Below are 22,704 nucleotides of genomic sequence, written 5' to 3'. Positions count from 1 at the left end.
GAACCGTATTGAAACGCTCGACGACATCAACTCTTCCCTTATTGCTCGCAGGCCCAATTCTACGAAAAACCACCGCAACTGAGGTGGTACTCTGGGTAGTCACCAGTGCCCCGCTTTCGGGTACAACCGAATTATTCAATGCAGAGCAAGAAACGCCTTTCTTTACCTCGCCACTGGGTGAACAAGAATCGATTCAAGTGGGTACACACGCTTGGGTAACCTTGATTCATTTACAGGGAGAGTTTCCAACCAACGTTCCGTTGCAGTATCAAATAGAGACCGACCAAGGTTCATTAACCGAACTGGCGCCGCACTTGGTTTACGCAGACAAGCGAACCAACAGTGACAACACGCGAATCGAATTTAAGATATCGACAACGGCTGACTACATCTTACATGGCTCTTGTCGTAACCCTCATCACCCAAGCAAAGACAGCCTAGTAGCGGCAGATAACAAGATCGCCACCCAAGGTCTTGTTGAGCGACCGGATATGTTGATGATGAGCGGTGACCAAATCTACGCTGATCACGTTGCAGGCCCAACCTTGGACGCGATTCAGCAAGTAATTCAACTGCTTGGGTTAGTCGGTGAAAGCTTACCGACCGACTCATTGGACAGCAAAATCAGCAGTAGTGAAGCCCTGTTTAGTAGCGACTATCACCTCTACCAACGCGATCATTTACTGCCACACCACAACACGTCAGATTCGCTGCTCGATAAACTATTCCCTAAACGCGGGATCCCTATCTTCAGCTCGACCGATTGTGAGAACCATTTGGTCACGTTATCTGAATTCATCGCCATGTACTTGCTGGTTTGGTCTCCCACCCTATGGCAATGCATCAACCGCGAACGATTGATCGAAAACAACTTCATGCAAGGTGGCAGACAATTAACGCCTGCCGAGCAGCAACAGTGGCGTGATGAAAGCACCATCCTTGATGACTTCATCGCTGGTCTGCCACAAGTGCAGCGTCTGTTCGCTCATATCCCAACTTACATGATCTTCGATGACCATGATGTCACGGATGATTGGAACCTTACGGTTGGTTGGGAACACGCGGTCGATCAAAACCAGTTCGCGACACAAGTGATTGGTAACGGCCTTGCGGCTTATTGGATGTGCCAAGGTTGGGGTAACGCACCAGAGAACTTCAACCGCGATTTTATGGAGCAAACCAAGCAACTTTTCTCGGAATTAGTGAGCCAAGATGTTGATCCGGGAGATTCAAGTGAACAAACGGTTGAACTGGCAGAAACTACTGAAACAGTCACTGGGCAACTCGAGCCAACAAGACACAAGCAATACATTGAGATGTTGGATCGCTTCGAAGAGTGGCACTACACCATCAACACATCACCAAAAGTGATTGTGTTGGATACGCGTACTCGTCGTTGGCGTTCTGAGTCGCGTATGAACAAGCCATCGGGTTTGATGGACTGGGAAGCGCTGACCGAGTTTCAACATCAGTTGATTAACCAAGAGAAAGTGGTGATTGTGTCTGCCGCGCCAATGTTCGGGGTTAAGTTCATTGAAACGCTGCAGAAGATGATGACCACCCTAGGCAAACCGCTCGTGATTGATGCCGAGAACTGGATGGCACACCCAGGCAGTGCTAACACACTGATCAGTATCTTTACTCACACCAAAACGCCAACCAATTTTGTGGTGCTTTCGGGTGATGTGCATTACTCATTTGCCTACGATATTAAGCTTAGGTACCGCCGAAACAGTCCGAACATCTACCAAATTACTTGTAGTGGCATCAAGAATCAGTTCCCTGCTCCATTGCTGAAATTCTGCGATATCTGTGATCGATTATTGTATAGCCCGCGCTCGGTACTCAACTACTTCACTAAACGTAAGCGCTTGAGAATCGAGAAACGTAGCCCAGACAACCAAACCTTCTATCGCCTTTCAAACCGCAGTGCGATTGGTGAGCTCAGGTTAGATAGTGACGGGAAACCACAAGCGATTACGACGTTAAGTGGTGATGGAAAAGTCACGCGTTTTCCAGAGCCGGATTAGGGCGTGTTGATCTTTCGAGCTGATTTTTGCAGCGAATTGCTGGGGATTTATACAAGGCAGAGGCATCGATGTGTAGCTAGCCTACATGAGAAGCCGATAACGCAGTAGAAATGACCAGCAAACGCTGCCCGAAGGGTTCGAGCTGGGCGCCCCCGCAAAAAGCGTTTTACTCTTTGTTGAGGGAGATTTGCTTAGAATGACTAGGCTACTTCCCCCTCGCCGCGATTAAAACGCTTTTGACTAGGCGTCCCCATCCGAACAAAATTTAACCGCGAAAGGTTAACACGCCCTGACAACTGTTCCTTATTACTCGCGTCTTCGTAATGTCAGTTTTAAGTAAAGACGCTTGCGATCACACTCTGTAGGCCCAATAGTAATAATATTCACCATAACTGGAATGCTCTTATGTTTAACTCACTTACCTCGTTATTTAAACAATTAGTTGAAGGCTCTGATTTAGGTAAAACACCCATTGCCTCACCTAACTTAGCTATCGCCAGCTTGTTATGTGAAGTCGCCGGTGCAGACCACGCGATCAACGAATCAGAGCAAGAAGCCAAGCTCCACTTGCTACAACGTTTGTTGAACATAACCGAAGAAGAATCAAAAGACTTATTGGCGCAAGCTGAGCCTCAAGTTGAACAATCTGTTTCTCTGTACGATTTCACTTCTCAACTGCGAGAGCTTTCGCAACCGGTTCGCATAGACTTGATTAAAGCTATGTGGGAAGTCGCGCATGCCGATGGAGAGATTGATCCACTTGAAGATTCCGTTATCCGCAAAACTGCTGAACTGCTTTACGTTGACCACAAAGATTTCATCAAAAGTAAATTAAGTGTTCTAGGCGAAGATTAGACTCTGGACAAACGAACAAACGACAAAACAAAAAAGCGACGGCTCAATAGACCGTCGCTTTTATATCAAATAAGACTAAATGAGTTCGCTTTAACTCAGTGAGCTTAAAAACGAGTGCAAGTTAGCGAAGTGCTCGCCCATATAGAATCCCTTTCAGTTCCAGAATTTTCCCATCTTTGGTCACGTAAGCACCACGCTGATCCGACACCATTACGCTACGCCTGTTGTTGTGATGCTGAATAAAAAAATTCTTCACATTAAACGTCTGTTGCCCGTGAGCTTGGTCTTGTTCAATCTGATAGAAATAGTAGTGATTGCCCCAACGTAAGAACACGCCAAAAAACTGCTTGGTCTGCACGACTTGACCGTTGATATCATAACCAACATAACGCATCTTTGAACGGCCATTCTTCAGATCCAGCGTCAGCACTTCATAACCGACGTTTTCATAGATACCCTCAAACTGATAAGCCCCTCGGGTCATCACACCGGAAATGACGCCAAACAGTAAAATAGCAGACAACGTAACCACAATAGGTAGCCAAAACTTACGCTTCATCGACCGTTCCTTCTATTGCTTGGTTTATTCCCAGTCTATTAATGGGTTCGATCTCGAAGAGCCCGGCTTGCGCGTCGTTACAGTGCGTTAATTCAAAGCTTGAGCTGATGTCTTTCCAGCCATTTTGGTTCAATATCACCACCTGTATGGCGCCACAATCAACACCCATACGATGCAGGTATATTGCTTCGACTCCAGGTTCAGCAATCGATGTTAAGTCTTCAACCAGCATAGAATCTAAGTTGACGCTATCGTGGTACACCGCAATTCCATTGATGGACGTCCTTTCCATGAATAAACCGAGGTAAGAGAGCACGACGACTAACAAAGCACTCACCACAATACCTGCCGTTAGTGGCACTAGATGAGTTTTACCTTTGCCATTGAAAAAACCAAGCAATGAGTGATGCTTAGAATCAGACACCTCAATCACATCGTGATCAATCTTCAACTCGTTAGTGATTGGGGGCTCAGAAACATCGATTCCGGTTTCTGTCGTATCGTCACTTGACCTATTTATAAGCTCATCCACATTAGCCACGTCGTTTTCAGGCGCGACAAAGCAGTATCCCTCTTTCTGGACAGTAATCACCTTACAATCAGAACCAACAGTTCGAAGCGCAGTACGAACATTCTTAACCGCTACATTGAGTGAGCTATTGGTTACCACCCTTCCCGGCCAGCAATGTGTCAGAAGAAACTCTCGTCCTATGGTTTGTGCGCAGTTGTCCATCAAGTGCTTTAAAAGCAGACATTCTGATGGTGATAAAGTGATGTGCTTATTAACAGAAAGATTAAGCAATTGGCGGTTATCAAGGTCAATAACCAAGTTATATTCTTGTATTTTATTATTCATAAGGCGAGTTAAAAGTGTTAAATAACTCACCTTAGAATAGCATGAGAATTTACTTTATTTCAAAATCACAGCGCGAGTTTAAAACCTAATTCGCTGATATTTACAGTAGCGAACCCTAGCTTAACGGCATTAAGATCGTTAGCAATTTCGAGTGCGTGCTTTTCATTTCGTGCTAACACAGCAATAGAATATATTGGTCTGATCATAGCGGTTTGATTTGGTTGAGATTCAGCAATCGCTTGGTTCTTTAAATAAGCCGAAGTAATAACGCCTTGAGCACTCCAATCAACCACTTTTTGTAAATCCACACTGATTATTTTGTCTGCAATTAATTGGTCTTCTGGCTCTTTCCAAGACAACTCAATCGCATAATTGGTAAACACGACTTCCGTATCCAACCACTTACTACCAATGTCTCTCACTTCTGTTATTTCAGCTAACTCCTTAAATTGCAAAGGAAGGTTACCAATAACACGTCTTACTTCTTCTTCACTGTCTGCTTCCATAACAAATTTAATGATTGGAAATGCTTGCTCGCCAATAAAGCTTTCAGAAACAAACATATCGTGAATTAGCCCTGCATCAATCAAATTGGCGAACGCCTTTTTTTGATTAGGCATAGCATCAAATACCGCTTGGGCATCCTCTGTTTTCCACGCAACGGAAACGCCATAAGCCGCAGAATAACTGCTGACGGAGAATAAAAAGCTAAAAAGAACTAAAAACACTCGTGGTACATATTTCATTTGAACAGACTCTCTATTAATGGCGGATAACTTCGTAAAGATTAGGATCGGCACTCACACCCTCAATATCGAGTGCTGGCAGCTCATTCCTCATCACAGCGATCGCATCTAAGAAGTGCTTTTGGCTCTCCCAATTAGCAACATTCACGTATCGATAGGTAGCATCTGCACTCAGCGAACGATGCAATGTGGTTGAGATGTATCCCGGTTGCTCTACAAGGACATCCCTAGCGCTTTCCCAATACGCTAACGTCTCGGCGTCTTTACTCGCTTCAACTGAAAATGTGTTAATAAGCACAACGGGCTGTGCAAACGCTAATGAACTAATACTTAATAAGCTCAATGCGATGTAACTTTTAATAAACCGCTTCATAGGACCTCCGTTGGTTAGATGTTGCACACGCTAACAGAGATAAAAGAGTCATCAAGAGCCAAGCTAACGATTTAATATTAATTAAATTGCTATCCGATTATTAATATTAAACATCAAGCAAACATATTCATAACACATTGCAGATAAATATAATGGTTAATTAAACACCAATAATGGATTATCGAATGAACCAAGAAATAATAAGCAGCAGTATAAATAATAGAGGGGATGTAAAAGAGAATAGAACAGTCGACTCACTTCATTGGGCAATGTTTTGTGCCGTCATGGTTACCTTAACACTCGGGTTTATATCGAGCCGACTGCTCCCTTTTCCTGAAAAATATCCAACGATATTGATACATCAAATTTTTGGTTCTGTTGTTTTAGTGCTCATAAACCTCCTGATTGCAAGAATGATCGCGAAGCCCAAAAGAGGCGAAAATAGATTTACTCTTCCTAAGTTGGTTCAAATTATTCAATCAGTGACACTGACCTTTATCGCTGTATCGGGATTAAGCATTGCACTTATCGATACACCCGTATTCAGTGTCTATTCATGGGTATTTAGTGAAGGAGCAACGAAGAAAGAAATGGTTGGTATGTTGTTTTTTATTCACGCGACTGCGATTAAAGTTTTCATGGCATTAGTGACGTTACATCTTTTAGGGGCAATGAAGCATCACTTTTTCGACAAAGGTAATAAGCTTAGTAACATGCTGGGTAAGTAACTATCTTGGGTAAATAAGTGAGGTAAATGGCTGAGGTGAATTATTAAACTGAATAACTAACCTCAATAACTAGAATCAAAAGTGTGATTTACTTTTCGCCTTTCTCAAAATAACAAAAAGCCACCCAGTCTTTTATATAGTGACTTAAAGGTGGCTTCTTATTTTCTGTTGTTTATTCACAGACCAAATGTTGTCAAAAACTACAGCATGGTCAATGTGAGTTTCGCAAGGTTATAGGCATCAACATAACCCGAGTGCTGACGACCTTCCCACTCAATGTTTTTGGCTTCTTGAGCAGCGCGGTGACCAATGCGTTTGTCTTTCAAGCGATTCTGAACACGGTAAAGCGTTGCGATGTTTAAGAACTCGCTAAACGGAGGTTCAATGCCTTTCTCTATACACTCTTTGTGTAAGATCAGGTCATCACGTCCCCAGGCTGCATAAATCTTGTTTGGACCACCAAAGTTCTTAATCATCGACTTGATGACAGACTCTAGAGGGCGACCCTGCTTTTCGATTTTGCGAGGTGTAATGCCCGTAAGTTCGGCGCAGAACAGAGAGACTTCGTCTTTCTCTGGCTTAACGTAATACTGTGCGCGCTTCACGATAGTACCGGATGCGAGATCAATCTCAGCAAGACCAACTTCAATGATCTCTCCTGTTGTCCCTACACCGTCTTCGCTCCAACAGCACATTTCCAAATCGAAACACACCACTCGATTGTGATTCATACGTCGCCTAATTCTCTCGTCAAAAATTTCGTGAAATTGTACATGAGCCCAATAAAGAACTCGACCCCAGTTGCATCAAGTGCTCATTTAGCCTGCAATTGTGACTCTATTTCGGCCATTTGACTTACTTTGGTAGAGCATGCTGTCCGCTTTTTGCATGATCTCTTCAGAGTCCTCACCACTACGAATGGCAGCACCAATACTCAGGGTGCAACTAAGTTGTCGACCTTTGTGTTCACAATGAGAGTGACTCACGGTATTCAGGATGCACTCTAAATAACGATTCAAAGCTTCATGATTCGAGATGCTAGAGATAATACAGAACTCATCACCACCTAAACGGAACAGGTCGTCCCCTTGCTTAAGGTTCACAGAAATCAACCTGATGACATGAATCAGCAAAGCATCGCCTGCCGGGTGCCCAAACTCATCGTTAATGCCTTTGAACTTGTCGATATCAAACCCAATCAAACTAAAAGGCTGGTTTCGCTCAATTGCCTTATCCAGCTTCTTATTAAAAGCACGTCGGTTATAAATTTCAGTCAGGCTATCGTGATCAGCTAAGAAGCGAAGCTCCTCTGTCCTTTTATCCAACATTGCATACAGGCGTTCTTTTTCTCTGATTTGCATGTTCACAATGTACGCCAACAGCAATGAGATGGTTGTGCCAACCAAAGCGATTCCGGTTAACACAAGGTAACCATAGAAAGAGATGCATGAATCTATCTTGTAATCGATCTTCCAGTCACGATTAGTCAGTGCGATCGTTTTGGTAATGTGGTGCCCAGATACCGCTTCATAACCTTCGGTTTCAAATAAGATTGGCGAATCCTCTGCCTCGAACCCAGTGTCTGTAACACGGATATACACATCCATGTCACCCACCGCTGACGCCAAAAGGTTTTCAAAATAATAAGTGGTGCGCACCACACCAATCACAACACCGAGTAAGTTGTCGCTTTCGCCTTCAAATACTGGGTGGTAAACCAACATGCCGCTCTTTGGGGTATCTTGATCTAGGCCGTCTTGTATCAGACGTACCTTGTCTGAAATATTCGCTTCGCGGGTCTGTTTAATGTTTTCTAAAACACGTTTGAATCGCTCACGAGAAGAGTAAAAGCCAAGTACCTTGTCGTTAGCAGCAGTATTTGGATACAAGTCAGTCGCAATAAAAGCTGGCTCACCGTCTAAGATGTAGCCATAAGTTTTTGCTTCATGCTTCGGGATGGTGAACAGCTTATAGAATGGATACTTTTCTTTCATCTGAGCCGTGTGTTCAGCAATCTCATCAGGCTCCACTTTTTGCATCCACTGCAAGCCAATCAGGCTTCTTGAATCATTAATGGTTTGCTGAGCAAAACGGTCAAATTTATCCCAGTTCTCAGGATCATTCGAATAGAAGAAATTGGCGCCGGAACCTATGTAAGCCACATCATTGTCGATAAACGCTTCCAAGCTCAGTGTCTGATGAGTAGCAAAGCTATTCAAATTCATATTCAGGGCGCGGTTTTGGTTCAGCGCGACTAATATAAAACACAACACAGTAATCAAAAAGCTGACCGAAAATACGACCAATGGGAGAGTTCGTCTCTTCAACCCTGTTAGTGGGTCGGTAGTGTGAGGCATAGATGTTCCAATTAGGCGTTAATGAGCTAAAAGTATATAACGGAAGGGATTCATGCTCCATTTCTGTTTCGTCTTAAAACTGACATAAAACGGGCATTGTTTACCTCTCGCTTACATCAGCGACCAATATTCAGGCAAATCTCGACTAAATTTCAAGCTAACACACCAAAAACACACTTGATTGAAAACATTAAATACCACTCTTAAGCCTTGAATATGCTAGTATCCATCCATATTTATAGCTTGAAAGTAACCATTTCGGCCTTGTGCCATTGCGTTCCTTTCCAACCTGTATATTCCTTTGAACCGACGAATATACCGTTAAATCAATTTTAAAGAGAAATCACTATGATCGTTGATTTGAACCTAATCCCACAAACGTTTGATATGCTTCACGCAGGCTTAACTGCATCAAGCGTTTTACTACTGCTTATTGCCGTTTCTCGTAAATCCAAAGTGGTTGAGAAAGTCGTAGAAAAACCAGTAGAGAAGATCGTTGAAGTTGAAAAGCCAGTTGAAAAAATTGTCGAAGTAGAGAAAGTTGTTGAAGTTGAAAAAGTGATCGAAAAAGTAGTCGAAGTTGAATCTAAGCTTGCTACAGCACCAACAGATTCTGCAATGCAACTTCTGTCTATCATGCAGCAAGAAGCGCGCTTGATCGACTTCCTAAAAGAAGACCTAACGTCATTCTCTGACGAAGAAGTTGGCGCAGCAGCACGTGTTATTCACACTGGCGGCCAAAAAGTATTAGCAGACTACGTAACGCTTTCTCACATCCGCAGTGAAGATGAAGAGACTCGTATCACGGTAGCTGAAGGTTTCAACCCGCAAGAAATCCGCCTAACAGGTAATGTAACGGGTAATGCACCATTCAACGGCACACTTGTTCACAAAGGTTGGAAAGCAACTGATATGAACCTTCCTAAGCTTGCTGAGAACTACGATGCATCTGTGATTGCGCCGGCAGAGGTGGAGCTATAATGGAACACCAAAGTCATTCAGCTCAAGAGCATTCACAAGAGCAACATCAGGCACCTAAGTTCAGCGTTGGTATCGATTTAGGTACTACACACTGCGTTTTGTCTTTCATCGATACAACCAATGAAGACGCTCGCGTTGAGGTGATGCCAATCCCTCAACTAACGGCTCCAGGTACAGTAGAAACTCGCAGCCAACTTGGCTCGTTCCTATACCAGCCGCACGAACATGAAATGAATGCGGGTTCTCGCGTTCTTCCTTGGTCTTCTGAGCCTAAAGCCTTGGTTGGTGCGATTGCGCGTAACCTTGGTTCGAAAACCCCTATTCGTTTGGTAGCAAGTGCAAAATCTTGGCTATGCCACGGTGGTGTTAACCGTCGTGATGCATTCCTTCCTGCAGGTAGTCCTGAGGAAGTGGAAAAGGTATCTCCGCTTAAGACTACTGAACTGTACCTTGAGCATCTTAAAGATGCTTGGAACCACGCGAACCCAGAACACAAACTGGCAGACCAAGATGTAACTATCACGGTTCCAGCTTCGTTTGATCCTGCTGCACGCGACCTAACAGCTGAAGCTGCACGTAATGTGGGTTTCACTCACTTAACGCTTCTTGAAGAGCCTCAAGCAGCACTTTACAGCTGGATCGATAACAGCGATGACAAATGGCGTGACGAAGTTGACGTTGGTGACATCGTGCTTGTTGTTGATATCGGTGGTGGTACTACCGACCTTTCGTTAGTTGAAGTAACGCAAGACGACGGCAACCTAAGCCTGAACCGTATCGCAGTAGGTGAACACATCCTACTGGGCGGCGACAATATGGACTTAGCTCTTGCTTACCGCTTGAAGATGAAACTGGCGCAAGACGGCAAAGAACTGGCACCTTGGCAAGTTCAAGCGATGACTCACGCGTGTCGTGACGCAAAAGAAGCGCTACTGAACGATGCAGAGCTTCAAGCGGTGCCAATCGTGGTTCCTAGCCGTGGCTCTAAACTGCTTGGCGCGACACTGAAAACAGAACTGACTCAGCAAGAAGTACAACAAACATTAGTAGACGGCTTCTTCCCTAAAGTTGCTGTGACTGAGCACCCTGTACAAAAGGCGCGTGGCGCACTGACTCAAATGGGTCTGCCTTACGCTCAAGATGCGGGCATCACTCGTCACATTGCTGCATTCCTTTCTAAGCAAGCGAACGCGCTTTCTGGAAACAGCGAAGCCGCTCAACAAGATTTCAACCCGTTTGCAAACATGCCGGGTATGCCAGGTTCAGAAGCGCCTGCTGCTGATTTCATCAAACCAACAGCAATCTTGTTTAACGGTGGTGTTCTTAAATCTAACCTACTTGCAGATCGTCTTTCAAACACCATCAACGAGTGGTTGATCAATGCTGATGCAGAATTTGCTAAACAGCTTTCAGGTTTAGACCTAGACCTAGCGGTTGCAAGCGGTGCTTCTTACTACGGCGCTGTACGTCGTGGTCAAGGCGTTCGTATCCGCGGTGGTATCGCATCTTCTTACTACGTAGGAATCGAGAGCGCGATGCCAGCAATCCCAGGTATGGCTCCTCCAATGGAAGCACTGTGTGTTGCTCCATTTGGTATGGAAGAAGGTTCAAGCGTTCAAGTGCCTAGCCAAGAGTTCGGTCTAGTGATTGGTCAGCCTGTTCACTTCCAATTCTTCGGTTCAACGACACGCCGTGAAGATGAAGCGGGTACTCACCTTGATCACTGGGCACCAGAAGAGCTTGATGAGCTTCCTGAAATCCAAGTGACACTGCCTGTTTCTGAAGGCCGTCGCGAAGGTGAAGTCGTTCCGGTTACTTTGGCTTCTCGCGTTACTGAGCTAGGTACTCTATACCTAGAAGCGATTGCCACTGACAATGGTCAGAAATGGCACGTTGAGTTCGACGTTCGTGAAGATTCGAACAACGACTCAAACGAAGAAGCATAATGAATCAACGGCACCTTAGCGGGTGCCGTTACTTTATCAGTACCGTTCCCAACCTAGTCCTGCCTGTATCTCAGGGATGACGTTTACGAATAACAACAATAAGACCAAAGCATCAGCAAACTGGTCATCACTCTGGAAGAATAAGGTTTTGTATGGCAACTCCTCGTTTTTTAGTCGGCATTGACTTAGGCACAACCAACACTGTGGTTGCCTACTGTGAAATCAACGACGACCTACAACACGCTCCCGTTTCTCTTTTCGATATCGATCAGCTCATCGGCCCCGGTGAAGTGGTTCGTAAGCCCCTACTTCCATCATTTCGTTACCACCCAGCACAAGGTCAAATATCCCCTTCAGACCTAACGATGCCGTGGGAACCAAGCCCAGTAAAAGGCGATATCAAGAACGTTATCGTCGGTGAATGGGCACGTGAACTGGGTGCTAAGGTCGAAGGCCGCCAAGTATCGAGTGCGAAGAGTTGGTTATCGCACCAAGCGGTGGATCGTAGCTCAGATATTCTCCCTTGGGCTGGCGCAGCGGATGTCGATAAAGTATCGCCGGTTGTCGCAAGTGCGAGCTACCTGAACCACATTCGCCAAGCATGGAACTATCGTAATCCAAGCAACAAACTTGAAGACCAAGATGTTGTAGTGACGGTTCCTGCATCATTCGATGAGACAGCGCGCAAGCTGACACTTGAGGCTGCAGAACTTGCTGGCTTAGGTAAAATTCTATTACTCGAAGAGCCTCAAGCGGTTTGTTATGACTGGTATGCGCGTCACCAACAAACGGCTGCGGAAGAGCTTCAACAGATCCCGTTGATCTTAGTGTGTGATGTCGGCGGTGGTACCACCGACTTGAGCTTAATTGAAGCTCAGTTCAATGCGAATAACGATGCAGATAATGCTGGTCATAACGAGCTAGCTCTCGATCGTATCGGTGTTGGCGAACACTTAATGCTCGGTGGTGATAACCTAGATTTAGCCCTCGCTCACCTAGCCGAACAGCGCTTCAATCAAAACAAGAAGCTGAATGCCTCTAGCCTTACCAAACTGATTCAACAAACTCGCGCTGCAAAAGAGAGCCTGCTTTCTGCCAATGCGCCTGACGATGTAAAGATCACCATGCTGGGTAGCGGCTCGAAGCTGTTAGGTGGAACAAAGAGTATTGGCTTAACCAAGCAAGAAGTTCATCAAATCGCTTTAGAAGGCTTCTTCCCTCTTTCTGAATTTACGGAAACACCAGACAAACGTCGCAGCGCCGTGGTTGAATTCGGCCTGCCTTACGTTGCTGATCCTGCGGTAAGTAAGCACGTTGCAGAGTTCCTAACGACACATCAGCAAGTGTCTAAAGCTGCGCTGGAAAACTCTGATTCTATCGAGTTCGATGACACCAAGCCGGCTATCCCTGTCGGTGTGCTGCTTAACGGTGGTGTGTTCAACAGTGAACTTGTGACCGAGCGTATTACTCAACTACTGGGCAATTGGAATGGTTCTCCAATCACAGTGCTTGATAACCCTCATCCAGATTGGTCTGTAGCATTAGGCGCGGTTGCGTTTGGTAAAGCTCGTCGTGGTGCACAACTGAAAATCGGTGGTGGTGCGGCTCGTTCTTACTTCTTACATCTACAAGAAAAGAACAAGATGGGTAAGGCACTGTGTCTGCTTGCCAAAGGTACTGAAGAAGGTCAAGAAATCCGTTTGAACAGTCGTCGTTTCTCATTGACGCTGGGCGAACCGGTTCGTTTTAACCTACTGACTTCAACACACGATCAAATCGCTCACGACACTGCAATCCAAAACGGTGTGATGGTGGGTGTGGATGCTGATCTGTTCTCCCCTCTTCCACCTTACATTTCCACCTTGGAAGGTTCGGGCACTGCAGAACTTCAAGCCAACCAAAAAGAGCGCGTTGAAGTGCTACTTGCTTGTCAGTTGACCGAAGTCGGCACACTGAAAATGGAGTGTGTAAGCACAGAAGATGACTCGAAACGTTGGTTGCTTGAGTTTGAGGTCAGAAACAAGCAAGGCGAAGAATCCGATAACTCTAAACTTCATCCAAGATTGGATGAGTGTAAGGAGCTGATTTCTCGCCTGTACAGCGGCAATAAGAAGAGTGCGGAATCGAAAGAGATCAAGACTCTGTCTAAAGATCTTGAGAAACGACTCGGTAAACGCGATGAATGGGACTTCACGACCCTTCGTCACCTGTTCGATAGCTTCTCATTAGGTCGCAAACGTCGTCGCCGATCAGAAGCACACGAGAAGAACTGGCTACGTTTAGCGGGTTACTCACTGCGCCCTGGCTTTGGTGATCCAACGGACTCATGGCGTATCGAGCAAATTTGGGGCCTTTACCAACAAAACATCCAGTTTAAGAATCACCAAGGTTGGACGGATTGGTGGGTGTTCTGGCGTCGTGTTGCGGGTGGTTTAAACCAAGAACAACAAGAGACTATCTTGGCAGACATTGCTAAGTATCTTCACCCGGGCGCAATGAAGAACCCTAAAACGGCCAAAGATGCACAAGACAATGGCTATGAAGCCATGGTGCGATTGGCTGCATCGCTTGAGCAACTGGAAGTGGAAGACAAGGTACTGCTAGCAACATGGTTCTTAAGCAAAGCGATTAACCATAATCAGTTTGAGCAAGCGCACTGGTGGGCTCTGGGTCGATTGGCTTCAAGAACGCCTTTGTATGGCAGCCAACACAGCGTGATTCCTCGCGAGCAAGCAGAACAATGGTTACCCAAACTGCTTGAGCAGAACTGGCAGAAAGAGCAGATGATTGCCTTCGCTGCTGTGATGATTTGTCGTAAGACCGGCGACCGACAGTTTGATATCTCTGACGATTACCGTAATCAAGTTGTTGAGAAGCTGAAGCAAAGCAAGGTGCCAGAGTCTTGGTTAACACTCGTCAGTGAAGTAACTGAGCTTTCTGAAAGTGAGTCTAAGCGTGTGTTTGGTGATGCATTACCAAGCGGCTTAAGCCTAATCAATAACTAGGTTTAGAAACGATTAGCTTTCGTTGTTAATGGTAAAGAAGCTAACAAGAAAAGAAAAAGCCACTTTCGATTCGTTGAAAGTGGCTTTTTTATTGGTGGCTTAAGGCTGGTATGTGTCGTTGATCATCAGCTTTCGGGTTAAGAGCCTCAGCCGTGTTGCAGTTAATCATTGTTAATGTTTCGTTCCAGTTGGGTTGATAGGAAAATCCGTGTTTTCATAAATGTCGGACAGTTTTTTCGGTTTCTTCTCTTTGACTCCTTTCTGAGATTGGTTATGAGTTTCGCTTAAAAGCCATTCCTCATGCATTTTCGCTGAATCCAAAAACTCTGGATCCTCCATTGCTTCCTTGCGAAGTTTATTTACACGTTCGAGAGTATCCCAAATCATAATACTTCACCTCCACTAAGGCAGTACTATAAAGATAGCCCAAAGCCATAAAACTTCAACTAAGCCAATGAGATAGCGATCTCAATTTCGTAAATTTCCATTTTTAAACGCATAAGAATTCGATTCAATTTTCGGGTTCAAACAGTGGATGTTTCGCAACGATCTTCAAAGATCCACAGGCACAAAAAAAGCGAGCTCGATGCTCGCTTTTTATCTGTTGTTTATACAACGTAGACTTAATCAAATCATGCTGTCATTAGGCACGGTTACCGATTTTCACAGTACCGTTTGTTGCAAACCACAGTGCTTCTGAACGTCGGCGACCTAGTAAAATCGGGCCATCATCGTAGAACAAAAAGTTCTTCCAATGCTTCTTGAAAATCGCCCACTTGGTCTCAAGTACATTGTATTTTTCATAGCAAAAATAAACAGTTACGTCATCTTGCCAATCAATGAAGTTCAGGATCTCTTCTGGCATTTCTGGCTCATCTGCTTCCCAATGTGCCATCCAGCTGATCTCTTCATTCCAGTTCGATGCTTTGCTCGGCCAGTCTTGCGAGCTTAGTCGTTCAGCGTCTGGGCTTTGAGGGCTTACGTTCTCTTTCCAGAACTGAGATGCTCTTGCCTGTGTCATTGGCTTAATCTTTTCCAAGTCCTCAGCGGGTAGTGGCATCGACTGGTGAGTGAAAATCCATTTTCTTTGGTATTCGTCCAAAGTTGTGTATGACATCAAAATTCCTCAAATTTCTTCTCAGGCTTATGGATTACCATGCCTATATATTCTTTTTGATGCAGCGGCGATTAGAGATCGCTTGATATTCGCTGCCTTTAAATTCGTTATTAGCTTTTTTACTTAAGTACGCTTATTAGTAAATACAACGGTATCTAAGTATTGCGTCTGTCTTCCCAATTCGGGTTAACTAACGCGGTCAGTATATGGTCTTCCCATTTACCGTTAATCTGTAGGTAGTCTTTAGCAAAACCTTCACGAACAAATCCAAGATGTTCCAACACACCAGCACTTCGCTCATTGTGAGGCATATAGCCCGCCATTAAGCGATGCATGTTCTGCACGTCAAACATGTAGTCCTTCGCCATGCTCAAGCCTCTGCGCATGTAACCTTGGCCCTGAGCGCGCTCTGCAAGTGAATAACCAACGTTACACGCGTAGAACGGGAAACGGGACAAATTACTGAACGAGATAGTTCCTAACATTTCGTTAGAGTCTGCATTAATCAATAAACAGTAGTAGCCAAGCCCCATTTTATGAAGCTCGTTTAACTTAATTAGGCGCTGCGCCCAACCCGTTCTATCAAAAAACGCATCTTCGCGAATCGGTTCCCAAGGCTTAAGGTACTCTCGGTTAGTTTGAAAGTACTCGCTGATCATGTTCGCATCGTCTATCTCAGCGGTGCGCAGAATCAGGTTGCCATCGCGCTTATAAATGCGTTCCGGTGTGCTCAAATCTTCCATAATCTTGTTCTTATTCGATCAGTTCTTTCTGATACCGTAATCGCGCAGTTTGTTGGCAATTGAGGTGTGAGAAACATTCAAGCGTTTTGCTAGTTTACGGCTTGATGGGAACGACTGGTAAAGCTTCTCTAGAATCTGAGATTCATAGTCTTTCATGATCTCGTCTAGAGAACCATCTAAGCTTAGGTTCGCCATTCCTGCCGTCATAGTTTCTAACTGAGGCAAGTGGAATTGCTCAACCGTTAAGGTATCTGAATCCAACTCTGTTAGCGCGCGAAGAACCATGTTGTCTAATTGACGAATGTTACCCGGCCATTGGTAGTTACCAAGCTGGTCGATCAACTCTTGAGTAAGCTTTGGTTTTAGCATGCCTAGCTGTTGTGCGTACTTAGCAACAAACAGCTCCAACAAAGGTGCGACGTCGTTAGAACGTTCGCGTAGAGCTGGAATAGACAGAGTCAGTACATTCAAGCGATAGAACAAGTCTTCACGGAATGAACCAGAATCAGCAAGTTCAGAAAGGCGGTGACGCGTTGATGCGATAATACGAACATCAGCGTGCATCTCTTCTTCTTCACCAACACGACGGAATGAACCATCTTGTAGGAAGCGCAGCAGTTTGATTTGTAGATGTGGGCTCATTTCGCCAATCTCATCTAAAAATACCGTGCCGCCGTTTGCTTGTTCGAAAATACCTTTATGACCTTGCTCATGGTTGAATGAACCCGGAGCATGACCAAACAATTCGGTTTCTGCTACGTCATCTGGCATGGATGCACAGCTTAGAATCAAGAATGGGAAAGACGAGCGGTTTGAGCGGTTGTGACACGCTTTAGCCAACATCTCTTTACCCGTACCAGTATCGCCTTCAATTAACAGAGGCTGATCCAGCATAGCCAATTTCTTAGCTTGGCTGATCAAGGCTTTATGGCGATTAGAGACACCAACAAAGTGTTCAAAACCTAGGTTGTTCTGTTCTGGGATAGCATCTGGCGTGTTCATCTCTTGGTTACAAGAGCGAATCGTCATTACTGCACTCGCAAGTACAGCTTCGTTAACGTCGCCACCAAGATAAATAGGCAGAATCTCAATCGAGAAATCTAAACCATCCAACACCACAACTTCACGATGACGAGTCACATCGCCTTCGATCCAACGAGCAAAGTTAAAGCTAGGCACGAATGTCGATAGCGGTTCACCGATCACTTCGTCTTCTTGCTTGTTGAATAGATTTAATGCAGCGTGGTTAGCCATGTCGACTGAGCCTTTAAGGTCAATCGCAATCACGGGATCAGGTAGGTTAGCCAGCAGAGCAATCAGCTCTGTGTTATGCCTCTCGCTTGGCATAAATTGGATTTTACGTACATCCTTCACACCTGAAATTCGGCGAATTTCAGCCATAAGTTCACTAAAAGCATCAAAATCGATATCAGGGCAGTTTAGGTAAATAATGCCTTTAACATCAATTTCGATTCCTCTTAAATCAATGCTTTTTGAGGCCAAGATATCGAGCAACTCACGCGTTAAGCCGAGTCTGTCTTCACACAATACTTCAAGACGCACAAATAGTCCTATTATAGGTGTCAGGATAAGTTGACAGTAGTGTGAATTAAGGTCTGAGTTCAGTCAAGAAGAAGAGTAAACATATGTTTACTCTTCGCTCGCAAACCACTCAATGTCATACATTTTGTTTCAAAGTCGTATGGACTATTTCAGCGTGATTCGTTTTATTTCAGAAAGGACGGCTTTTCGCATATCTGCCAGTTTTACTTTGCGCTCGTTATGCCAAGGCATTGGGCGAAGCAGTGTCATGGCTTTTAAGCCCAATCGCGCAGTCAAGATACCAACACCTAGGCCCTGCCCTGCTCGTGCCGACACCTTACCTGCAAGATCCATCGAAACTAGATCCATGCTCGCATCAATTGCCAGTTCACTCGCGCCCGCTGCCGCCATATTGATTAACACCAACTTGAACAACTTAATACGCGACCAGTAACCAAGTTCAATGCCATACACATCAGCGAGCTTGTCTATCATGGTGAAATTACGCCATGCCACCAGCAACATGTCTGCCGCTGCTAATGGACTCACCGCAACCAAGGCTGCCGATTCAGTCGAGAACTTAGTGACGATTTGAGTCGCCACTTTGTCTTGCTGAGCAACAACTAATGCGTCGTACATATCCAACACTTCGGCATCACTGTGTGCTGGGTTGATGCTGTTTCTCCATTTATCGTAAGCTGGGGACTCGGCAATAATACCGCCCTGCTTGGCAATGTTTTCGCAGAATGCTTTGCCCTTACCGACACTTTGGCTTTGCATTAGCTCTTCACTCTGCTCTTGTATGCTGAAGTGATCTTTCAGCGAGCGCAGTTTCCACAGCTCTTTACCTATTGCGCCTAAACCTAACGAAGCAATAGCTGCGATGAAACCCGCCCAACCTAGCGCAAGCCAGTTGGCTGACTGAATAGCTGTGATGACAGAATCAATCGCTTGCCAACCGACTAAGCCAGAAAAAGCGACTAACAAGCCTGAACCCAACCACTTTCTCTTTTTGCTCGGTCGAATCACTTGTTCTAGTTGTTGCTCAGCTTCACCATCAAGATCGTCTTGCACTTGCGATGCTACGGGAACAAATTTTTCTTGCTCTGTGAACAGTTGTTGAGCACCTAAATCAGGGCCAACTTCGTTCTTATCTTGCTCATCAAAAGAGGTCTTCAACGGTTCATTAAAGACCTGCTTTGTTTTTAATTCACTCATTTAAATTGCCTCAATTACTTCAACTTGTCGCCAATGAGATACTCTAAAACCTTGTCGACTCTTAGATGCTGACAAGGCTCATCAGAGTGTTGCTCCATTGGCCTAAAGCTCGTGAAGTCAAACTGGTTAGTTTCCCAATATTGTTTGTTCGGCAGCTTACGTGGCACCTCACCCGGATACATGGTTTGAGGCACGTTCTCCAAGGTGACACCTTGCAGCGCAGGCACATTATCTGAACCTGAAGAGATATAACCTGCACTGGTCGCTTGAATAGACGCAATGCTCATACAGCTCATATCGATGTGTTCAAACGCTGCCTGTTGCCACGCGGGATGCACCATCTGCTGTAACAGTGACACCAAGTTTGGATGCTGATCTGGTGTCACGTGGTCGGCTTTGGTCGCTGCAAACAAGATCTTGTCGATCTTCGGTGCAAACAAGCGTCTTAGGATGTTACTTCGACCATACTTGAAGCTCTTCAATAACTGTTCAAGTGCGCCGCGCATATCCATGAAAGAGTCGTAACCTGCGTTAAGTGGCTGCAAACAGTCCACCAGCACGATTTGTCTATCGAACGTCGCAAAGTGATTCTTATAGAACGCCTTAACGACCTTCTGTTGGTACTCTTCATAGCGCGCTTTTAACACGGCATAATTACTTGTTTTCGAGAACTTACCTTCCGGTGCAGCACACGGGAAAAACTGCAACACAGGCGCGCCTTCAAGCTCACCCGGTAATACGAATCGACCCGGTTGTACCCAGTGCAGCCCGTTACTTTTACAAGTATGAAGGTACTGAGTGTAACTATCGGCAATCGCGACCAGTTTCTTTTCGTCCACTTCTGCTAACAAGTCGATATCACCACGCAGCGCATTCCACTCTTGCGAATAAGTTTCTCTGTCACCTTTCAGTGCCGCGAATTGGGACTGACTCCAAGTATCGAAATCCATATCCAGTAGTGGCAAATCGAGTAACCATTCGCCCGGATAGTCGACGATGTCGAGATAAAGCGTGCTGTTTTTGCTCAGCAGCTTCTTTGCACCTTTAGCCGGCTTATATTTGATCGCTAATCGAATTTCACTGACATCACGCGTCGGCACTGGCCATTCTGGTGGCTGAGAAGTGAGTGATTCCATCGCTTCATCGTACGAGAAACGGGGAATCATCATGTTGTGCTGAGGGATACGCTTTGCGCCAATAATCCTTCCATCTCTCGCTGATGAAAGAAGCGGTAAATTTTTGTGAGTAGAGGTATGAAGAAGCTGGTTAACCAACGAAGTAATGAAGGCTGTTTTTCCGGCACGAGACAGACCCGTGACCGCTACTCTAATGTGAGAATCCGTTCCTCTGCTTATAAAGTCACTCATTTCTTGAGTTAGGTGTTTCATTTGAACGACTCCGTGATAAATAGGCTAGCTGATTATGATAATAGAGAGGCAAGCCTATGTTCTTTCCCTGTTGGGATAGTTTGTATGCTTTTGCTTTTCTTTTGCTTATGTTGGTGAGTATGCAATACCCATTCTTAATGCTAGATGAATAAAAGCCCCTGACTACATTCATAATCAGGGGCTTTGAATTTTTTCGTTGATGTCGGACTAATCGTCTTCTATCAGCTTGTAGATAACAAACAGTGTTATCTCAGAAATCAACCACAATACACATGTGATAGTTACGTATTTTTCGTTAAAGATGCTGATTCCGTGCAAGATCAAATCGTAACCAATGAAACTACCAATCACCACTGCCAAGATAATCTGTAGGATCTGAATAAAACGAGGCATTCCTCTCTCCTATGTTCTTATATCAAACGATGTGTTTATCACTATATCATTGATAATAAGACAAAAGTGCAGATAATGCTGCACTTTTGTCTTTAACTTTCTGTCAAAATTTGCAATTCAAACAGTAAAGCCAACATCAATTACGACTTTTTGGCTTCGTTTAATTAAGCTTTTTCAGCTTCAGCAATTTTCACTTTCCACGTGTCAGGGCCGATCTGGTGTGCGTTAGCACCCGTTGAATCAACCGCAACCGTTACTGGCATGTCTTCAACTTCAAACTCGTAAATCGCTTCCATACCAAGATCTTCAAACGCTACTACGCGTGCTTTCTTGATTGCTTTCGCTACTAAGTATGCAGCACCGCCGACTGCCATCAAGTAAACCGCTTTGTGTTCTTTGATTGACTCAACCGTTGCAGGACCACGCTCAGCTTTACCGATCATGCCCATGATGCCTGTTTCGTTTAGCATCATGTCTGTGAACTTATCCATACGTGTTGACGTTGTTGGACCCGCAGGACCTACCGCTTCATCACCAACTGCATCAACAGGGCCAACGTAATAGATGAACTTGCCTTTGAAATCAACGCCAGCTGGTAAGCCTTCGCCGCTTTCTAGCATGCCTTGGATACGTTTATGTGCTGCGTCACGACCGGTTAAGATCTTACCTGATAGAAGAACAGTTTCGCCTGTCTTCCACTCTTGTACGTCTTCTTTAGTTACTTCATCAAGGTTAACACGGCGTGTGTTTGCGCCCGCTTCCCAAGTAATGTCTGGCCACTCTTCTAGCTTAGGTGGCGTTAGCTCTGCTGGGCCACTGCCATCTAGTGTGAAGTGAACGTGACGAGTCGCGGCACAGTTCGGGATTAAACAAACTGGCTTAGATGCTGCGTGTGTTGGTGCGGTTTTGATTTTCACATCAACCACAGTCGTTAGACCGCCAAGACCTTGTGCACCAATACCCAGTTTGTTTACGCGGTTGAAGATATCTAGACGAAGCTCTTCTTCTGCGTTTTCAGGACCTTTCTCGATAAGCTCTTGGATATCGATGTGTTCCATCAAAGATTCTTTCGCCAGTACCGCTGCTTTTTCAGCTGTACCGCCGATGCCTATGCCTAGCATACCCGGTGGACACCAGCCCGCCCCCATGGTTGGTAGCGTCTTCTCTACCCACTCTGCAATATCATCAGAAGGGTTCAGCATAACCATCTTAGTTTTGTTCTCAGAACCGCCGCCTTTTGCTGCGATTTGGATTTCAACTTTGTTGCCCGGAACCATATTAATATGAACAACCGCTGGCGTGTTGTCTTTAGTATTAATACGCTTACCTGCAGGGTCCATTAGGACAGATGCACGCAATGGGTTATCTGGGTTGTTGTAAGCTTGACGAACGCCTTCATCAACCATCTGTTGTACTGTTTGATCCGTTTCCCACCTAACATCCATACCGATGTTCACGAAACAAGTAACAATACCCGTATCCTGACAAATTGGACGATGGCCTTCCGCAGACATACGCGAGTTGATAAGAATCTGAGCGATAGCATCTTTAGCTGCTTGGCTCTCTTCTTTCTCGTACGCTTTTTCTAGGGCTTGGACAAAGTCTAAAGGGTGATAATAAGAAATGTACTGAAGTGCGTCAGCGACACTGCTGATCACATCTTGCTTACGAATAACCGTCATTGCATGCCTCTTTATTGTTCTGGTTCCATGTGGGTTCACGGTTTGGCTTTTATGCCGAATCGAATTAGTGGGTTTAGCTTTTTATTGTGTTGAGCTGTATTTAGTTGCTTTAGCAATCGCTTGCATAGCTGTAAACTAAACCACTTGGATTACTCCGTTCTAATCAAGAACCCATTTTATTTTCA

20 protein-coding genes are annotated in these 22,704 nt (G+C 45.0%); 6 read left to right on the top strand and 14 right to left on the bottom strand.

Going from position 1 to position 22,704, the window contains the following annotated elements; translation table 11 throughout:
- The first annotated feature begins 8 nt into the window (after window positions 1–8).
- Window positions 9–2,030: an alkaline phosphatase family protein gene (locus tag L1D37_RS18055; RefSeq protein ID WP_239848677.1), complete on the top strand. Its 2,022-nt coding sequence runs from the start codon at window positions 9–11 to the stop codon at window positions 2,028–2,030.
- A 405-nt stretch (window positions 2,031–2,435) separates the two neighbouring features.
- Window positions 2,436–2,885: a TerB family tellurite resistance protein gene (locus tag L1D37_RS18050; protein ID WP_239848675.1), complete on the top strand. Its 450-nt coding sequence runs from the start codon at window positions 2,436–2,438 to the stop codon at window positions 2,883–2,885.
- Between the two features lie 121 nt (window positions 2,886–3,006).
- Here the strand turns inward: L1D37_RS18050 and L1D37_RS18045 are convergent, their stop codons facing one another.
- The 4 genes from L1D37_RS18045 to L1D37_RS18030 all read right to left on the bottom strand — a co-directional run bounded on the left by L1D37_RS18045 (window position 3,007) and on the right by L1D37_RS18030 (window position 5,419).
- Window positions 3,007–3,444 carry a hypothetical protein gene (locus L1D37_RS18045; RefSeq protein WP_176681488.1) on the bottom strand — a complete coding sequence of 146 codons (438 nt, stop codon included), beginning with the start codon at window positions 3,442–3,444 and terminating at the stop codon, window positions 3,007–3,009.
- Complete coding sequence (locus L1D37_RS18040; protein WP_239848674.1) at window positions 3,434–4,300, bottom strand: winged helix-turn-helix domain-containing protein; 867 nt, start codon at window positions 4,298–4,300, stop codon at window positions 3,434–3,436. Before L1D37_RS18040 ends, L1D37_RS18045 begins: the two co-directional genes overlap by 11 nt.
- A gap of 65 nt (window positions 4,301–4,365) precedes the next feature.
- On the bottom strand, window positions 4,366–5,046 hold the full coding sequence (locus L1D37_RS18035; protein WP_239848673.1) for a hypothetical protein: 681 nt from the start codon (window positions 5,044–5,046) through the stop codon (window positions 4,366–4,368).
- Between the two features lie 16 nt (window positions 5,047–5,062).
- Window positions 5,063–5,419 carry an antibiotic biosynthesis monooxygenase family protein gene (locus L1D37_RS18030; protein WP_239848671.1) on the bottom strand — a complete coding sequence of 119 codons (357 nt, stop codon included), beginning with the start codon at window positions 5,417–5,419 and terminating at the stop codon, window positions 5,063–5,065.
- A 185-nt stretch (window positions 5,420–5,604) separates the two neighbouring features.
- Between L1D37_RS18030 and L1D37_RS18025 the strand changes: the two genes are divergently transcribed.
- Complete coding sequence (locus tag L1D37_RS18025) at window positions 5,605–6,147, top strand: cytochrome b/b6 domain-containing protein (protein WP_239848670.1); 543 nt, start codon at window positions 5,605–5,607, stop codon at window positions 6,145–6,147.
- A gap of 200 nt (window positions 6,148–6,347) precedes the next feature.
- On the opposite strand, the gene L1D37_RS18020 is transcribed toward L1D37_RS18025, so the two are convergent.
- Both L1D37_RS18020 and L1D37_RS18015 read right to left on the bottom strand, forming a co-directional pair.
- A complete protein-coding gene (locus L1D37_RS18020) occupies window positions 6,348–6,878 on the bottom strand; it encodes a 3'-5' exonuclease (RefSeq protein ID WP_123283105.1) in 531 nt (176 codons plus the stop codon).
- Window positions 6,879–6,965: 87 nt separating this feature from the next.
- Complete coding sequence (locus tag L1D37_RS18015) at window positions 6,966–8,504, bottom strand: sensor domain-containing diguanylate cyclase (RefSeq protein ID WP_239848668.1); 1,539 nt, start codon at window positions 8,502–8,504, stop codon at window positions 6,966–6,968.
- 348 nt (window positions 8,505–8,852) lie between these two features.
- On the opposite strand from L1D37_RS18015, the gene L1D37_RS18010 reads away from it, so the two are divergent.
- The 3 genes from L1D37_RS18010 to L1D37_RS18000 all read left to right on the top strand — a co-directional run bounded on the left by L1D37_RS18010 (window position 8,853) and on the right by L1D37_RS18000 (window position 14,436).
- Window positions 8,853–9,485 carry a DUF2760 domain-containing protein gene (locus tag L1D37_RS18010; protein WP_176681494.1) on the top strand — a complete coding sequence of 211 codons (633 nt, stop codon included), beginning with the start codon at window positions 8,853–8,855 and terminating at the stop codon, window positions 9,483–9,485.
- On the top strand, window positions 9,485–11,431 hold the full coding sequence (locus L1D37_RS18005; RefSeq protein WP_239848666.1) for an Hsp70 family protein: 1,947 nt from the start codon (window positions 9,485–9,487) through the stop codon (window positions 11,429–11,431). Before L1D37_RS18010 ends, L1D37_RS18005 begins: the two co-directional genes overlap by 1 nt.
- Window positions 11,432–11,583: 152 nt before the next feature.
- Entirely contained in the window at window positions 11,584–14,436 is a 2,853-nt protein-coding gene (locus L1D37_RS18000) for an Hsp70 family protein (RefSeq protein WP_239848665.1), read from the top strand.
- Window positions 14,437–14,607: 171 nt separating this feature from the next.
- Here the strand turns inward: L1D37_RS18000 and L1D37_RS17995 are convergent, their stop codons facing one another.
- The 8 genes from L1D37_RS17995 to L1D37_RS17960 form a co-directional block, all read right to left on the bottom strand.
- Entirely contained in the window at window positions 14,608–14,823 is a 216-nt protein-coding gene (locus L1D37_RS17995) for a hypothetical protein (RefSeq protein WP_161672636.1), read from the bottom strand.
- Between the two features lie 256 nt (window positions 14,824–15,079).
- Complete coding sequence (locus L1D37_RS17990; RefSeq protein ID WP_048664809.1) at window positions 15,080–15,553, bottom strand: DUF2947 domain-containing protein; 474 nt, start codon at window positions 15,551–15,553, stop codon at window positions 15,080–15,082.
- A gap of 155 nt (window positions 15,554–15,708) precedes the next feature.
- Window positions 15,709–16,296 carry a ribosomal protein S5-alanine N-acetyltransferase gene (rimJ, locus tag L1D37_RS17985; protein WP_239848664.1) on the bottom strand — a complete coding sequence of 196 codons (588 nt, stop codon included), beginning with the start codon at window positions 16,294–16,296 and terminating at the stop codon, window positions 15,709–15,711.
- Window positions 16,297–16,314: 18 nt separating this feature from the next.
- On the bottom strand, window positions 16,315–17,859 hold the full coding sequence (gene tyrR, locus L1D37_RS17980; RefSeq protein ID WP_161672638.1) for a transcriptional regulator TyrR: 1,545 nt from the start codon (window positions 17,857–17,859) through the stop codon (window positions 16,315–16,317).
- A gap of 144 nt (window positions 17,860–18,003) precedes the next feature.
- Complete coding sequence (locus tag L1D37_RS17975; RefSeq protein WP_239848663.1) at window positions 18,004–19,056, bottom strand: TIGR01620 family protein; 1,053 nt, start codon at window positions 19,054–19,056, stop codon at window positions 18,004–18,006.
- Between the two features lie 14 nt (window positions 19,057–19,070).
- Window positions 19,071–20,444 (bottom strand): YcjX family protein, encoded by a 1,374-nt coding sequence (locus tag L1D37_RS17970; RefSeq protein WP_239848661.1) that lies wholly within the window; start codon window positions 20,442–20,444, stop codon window positions 19,071–19,073.
- Between the two features lie 207 nt (window positions 20,445–20,651).
- Window positions 20,652–20,837, bottom strand: coding sequence for a hypothetical protein (locus L1D37_RS17965; RefSeq protein ID WP_010441392.1), 186 nt, complete (start codon window positions 20,835–20,837; stop codon window positions 20,652–20,654).
- A 164-nt stretch (window positions 20,838–21,001) separates the two neighbouring features.
- Window positions 21,002–22,519 carry a fumarate hydratase gene (locus tag L1D37_RS17960; RefSeq protein WP_176681501.1) on the bottom strand — a complete coding sequence of 506 codons (1,518 nt, stop codon included), beginning with the start codon at window positions 22,517–22,519 and terminating at the stop codon, window positions 21,002–21,004.
- Window positions 22,520–22,704 lie beyond the last annotated feature (185 nt).

This window comes from Vibrio sp. Isolate33, from assembly GCF_022397895.1.
Taxonomy (GTDB): Bacteria; Pseudomonadota; Gammaproteobacteria; order Enterobacterales; family Vibrionaceae; genus Vibrio; species Vibrio pomeroyi.
Note: the sequence above shows the minus strand (reverse complement) of the source record. Positions and strands in the feature narration are given on the sequence as shown.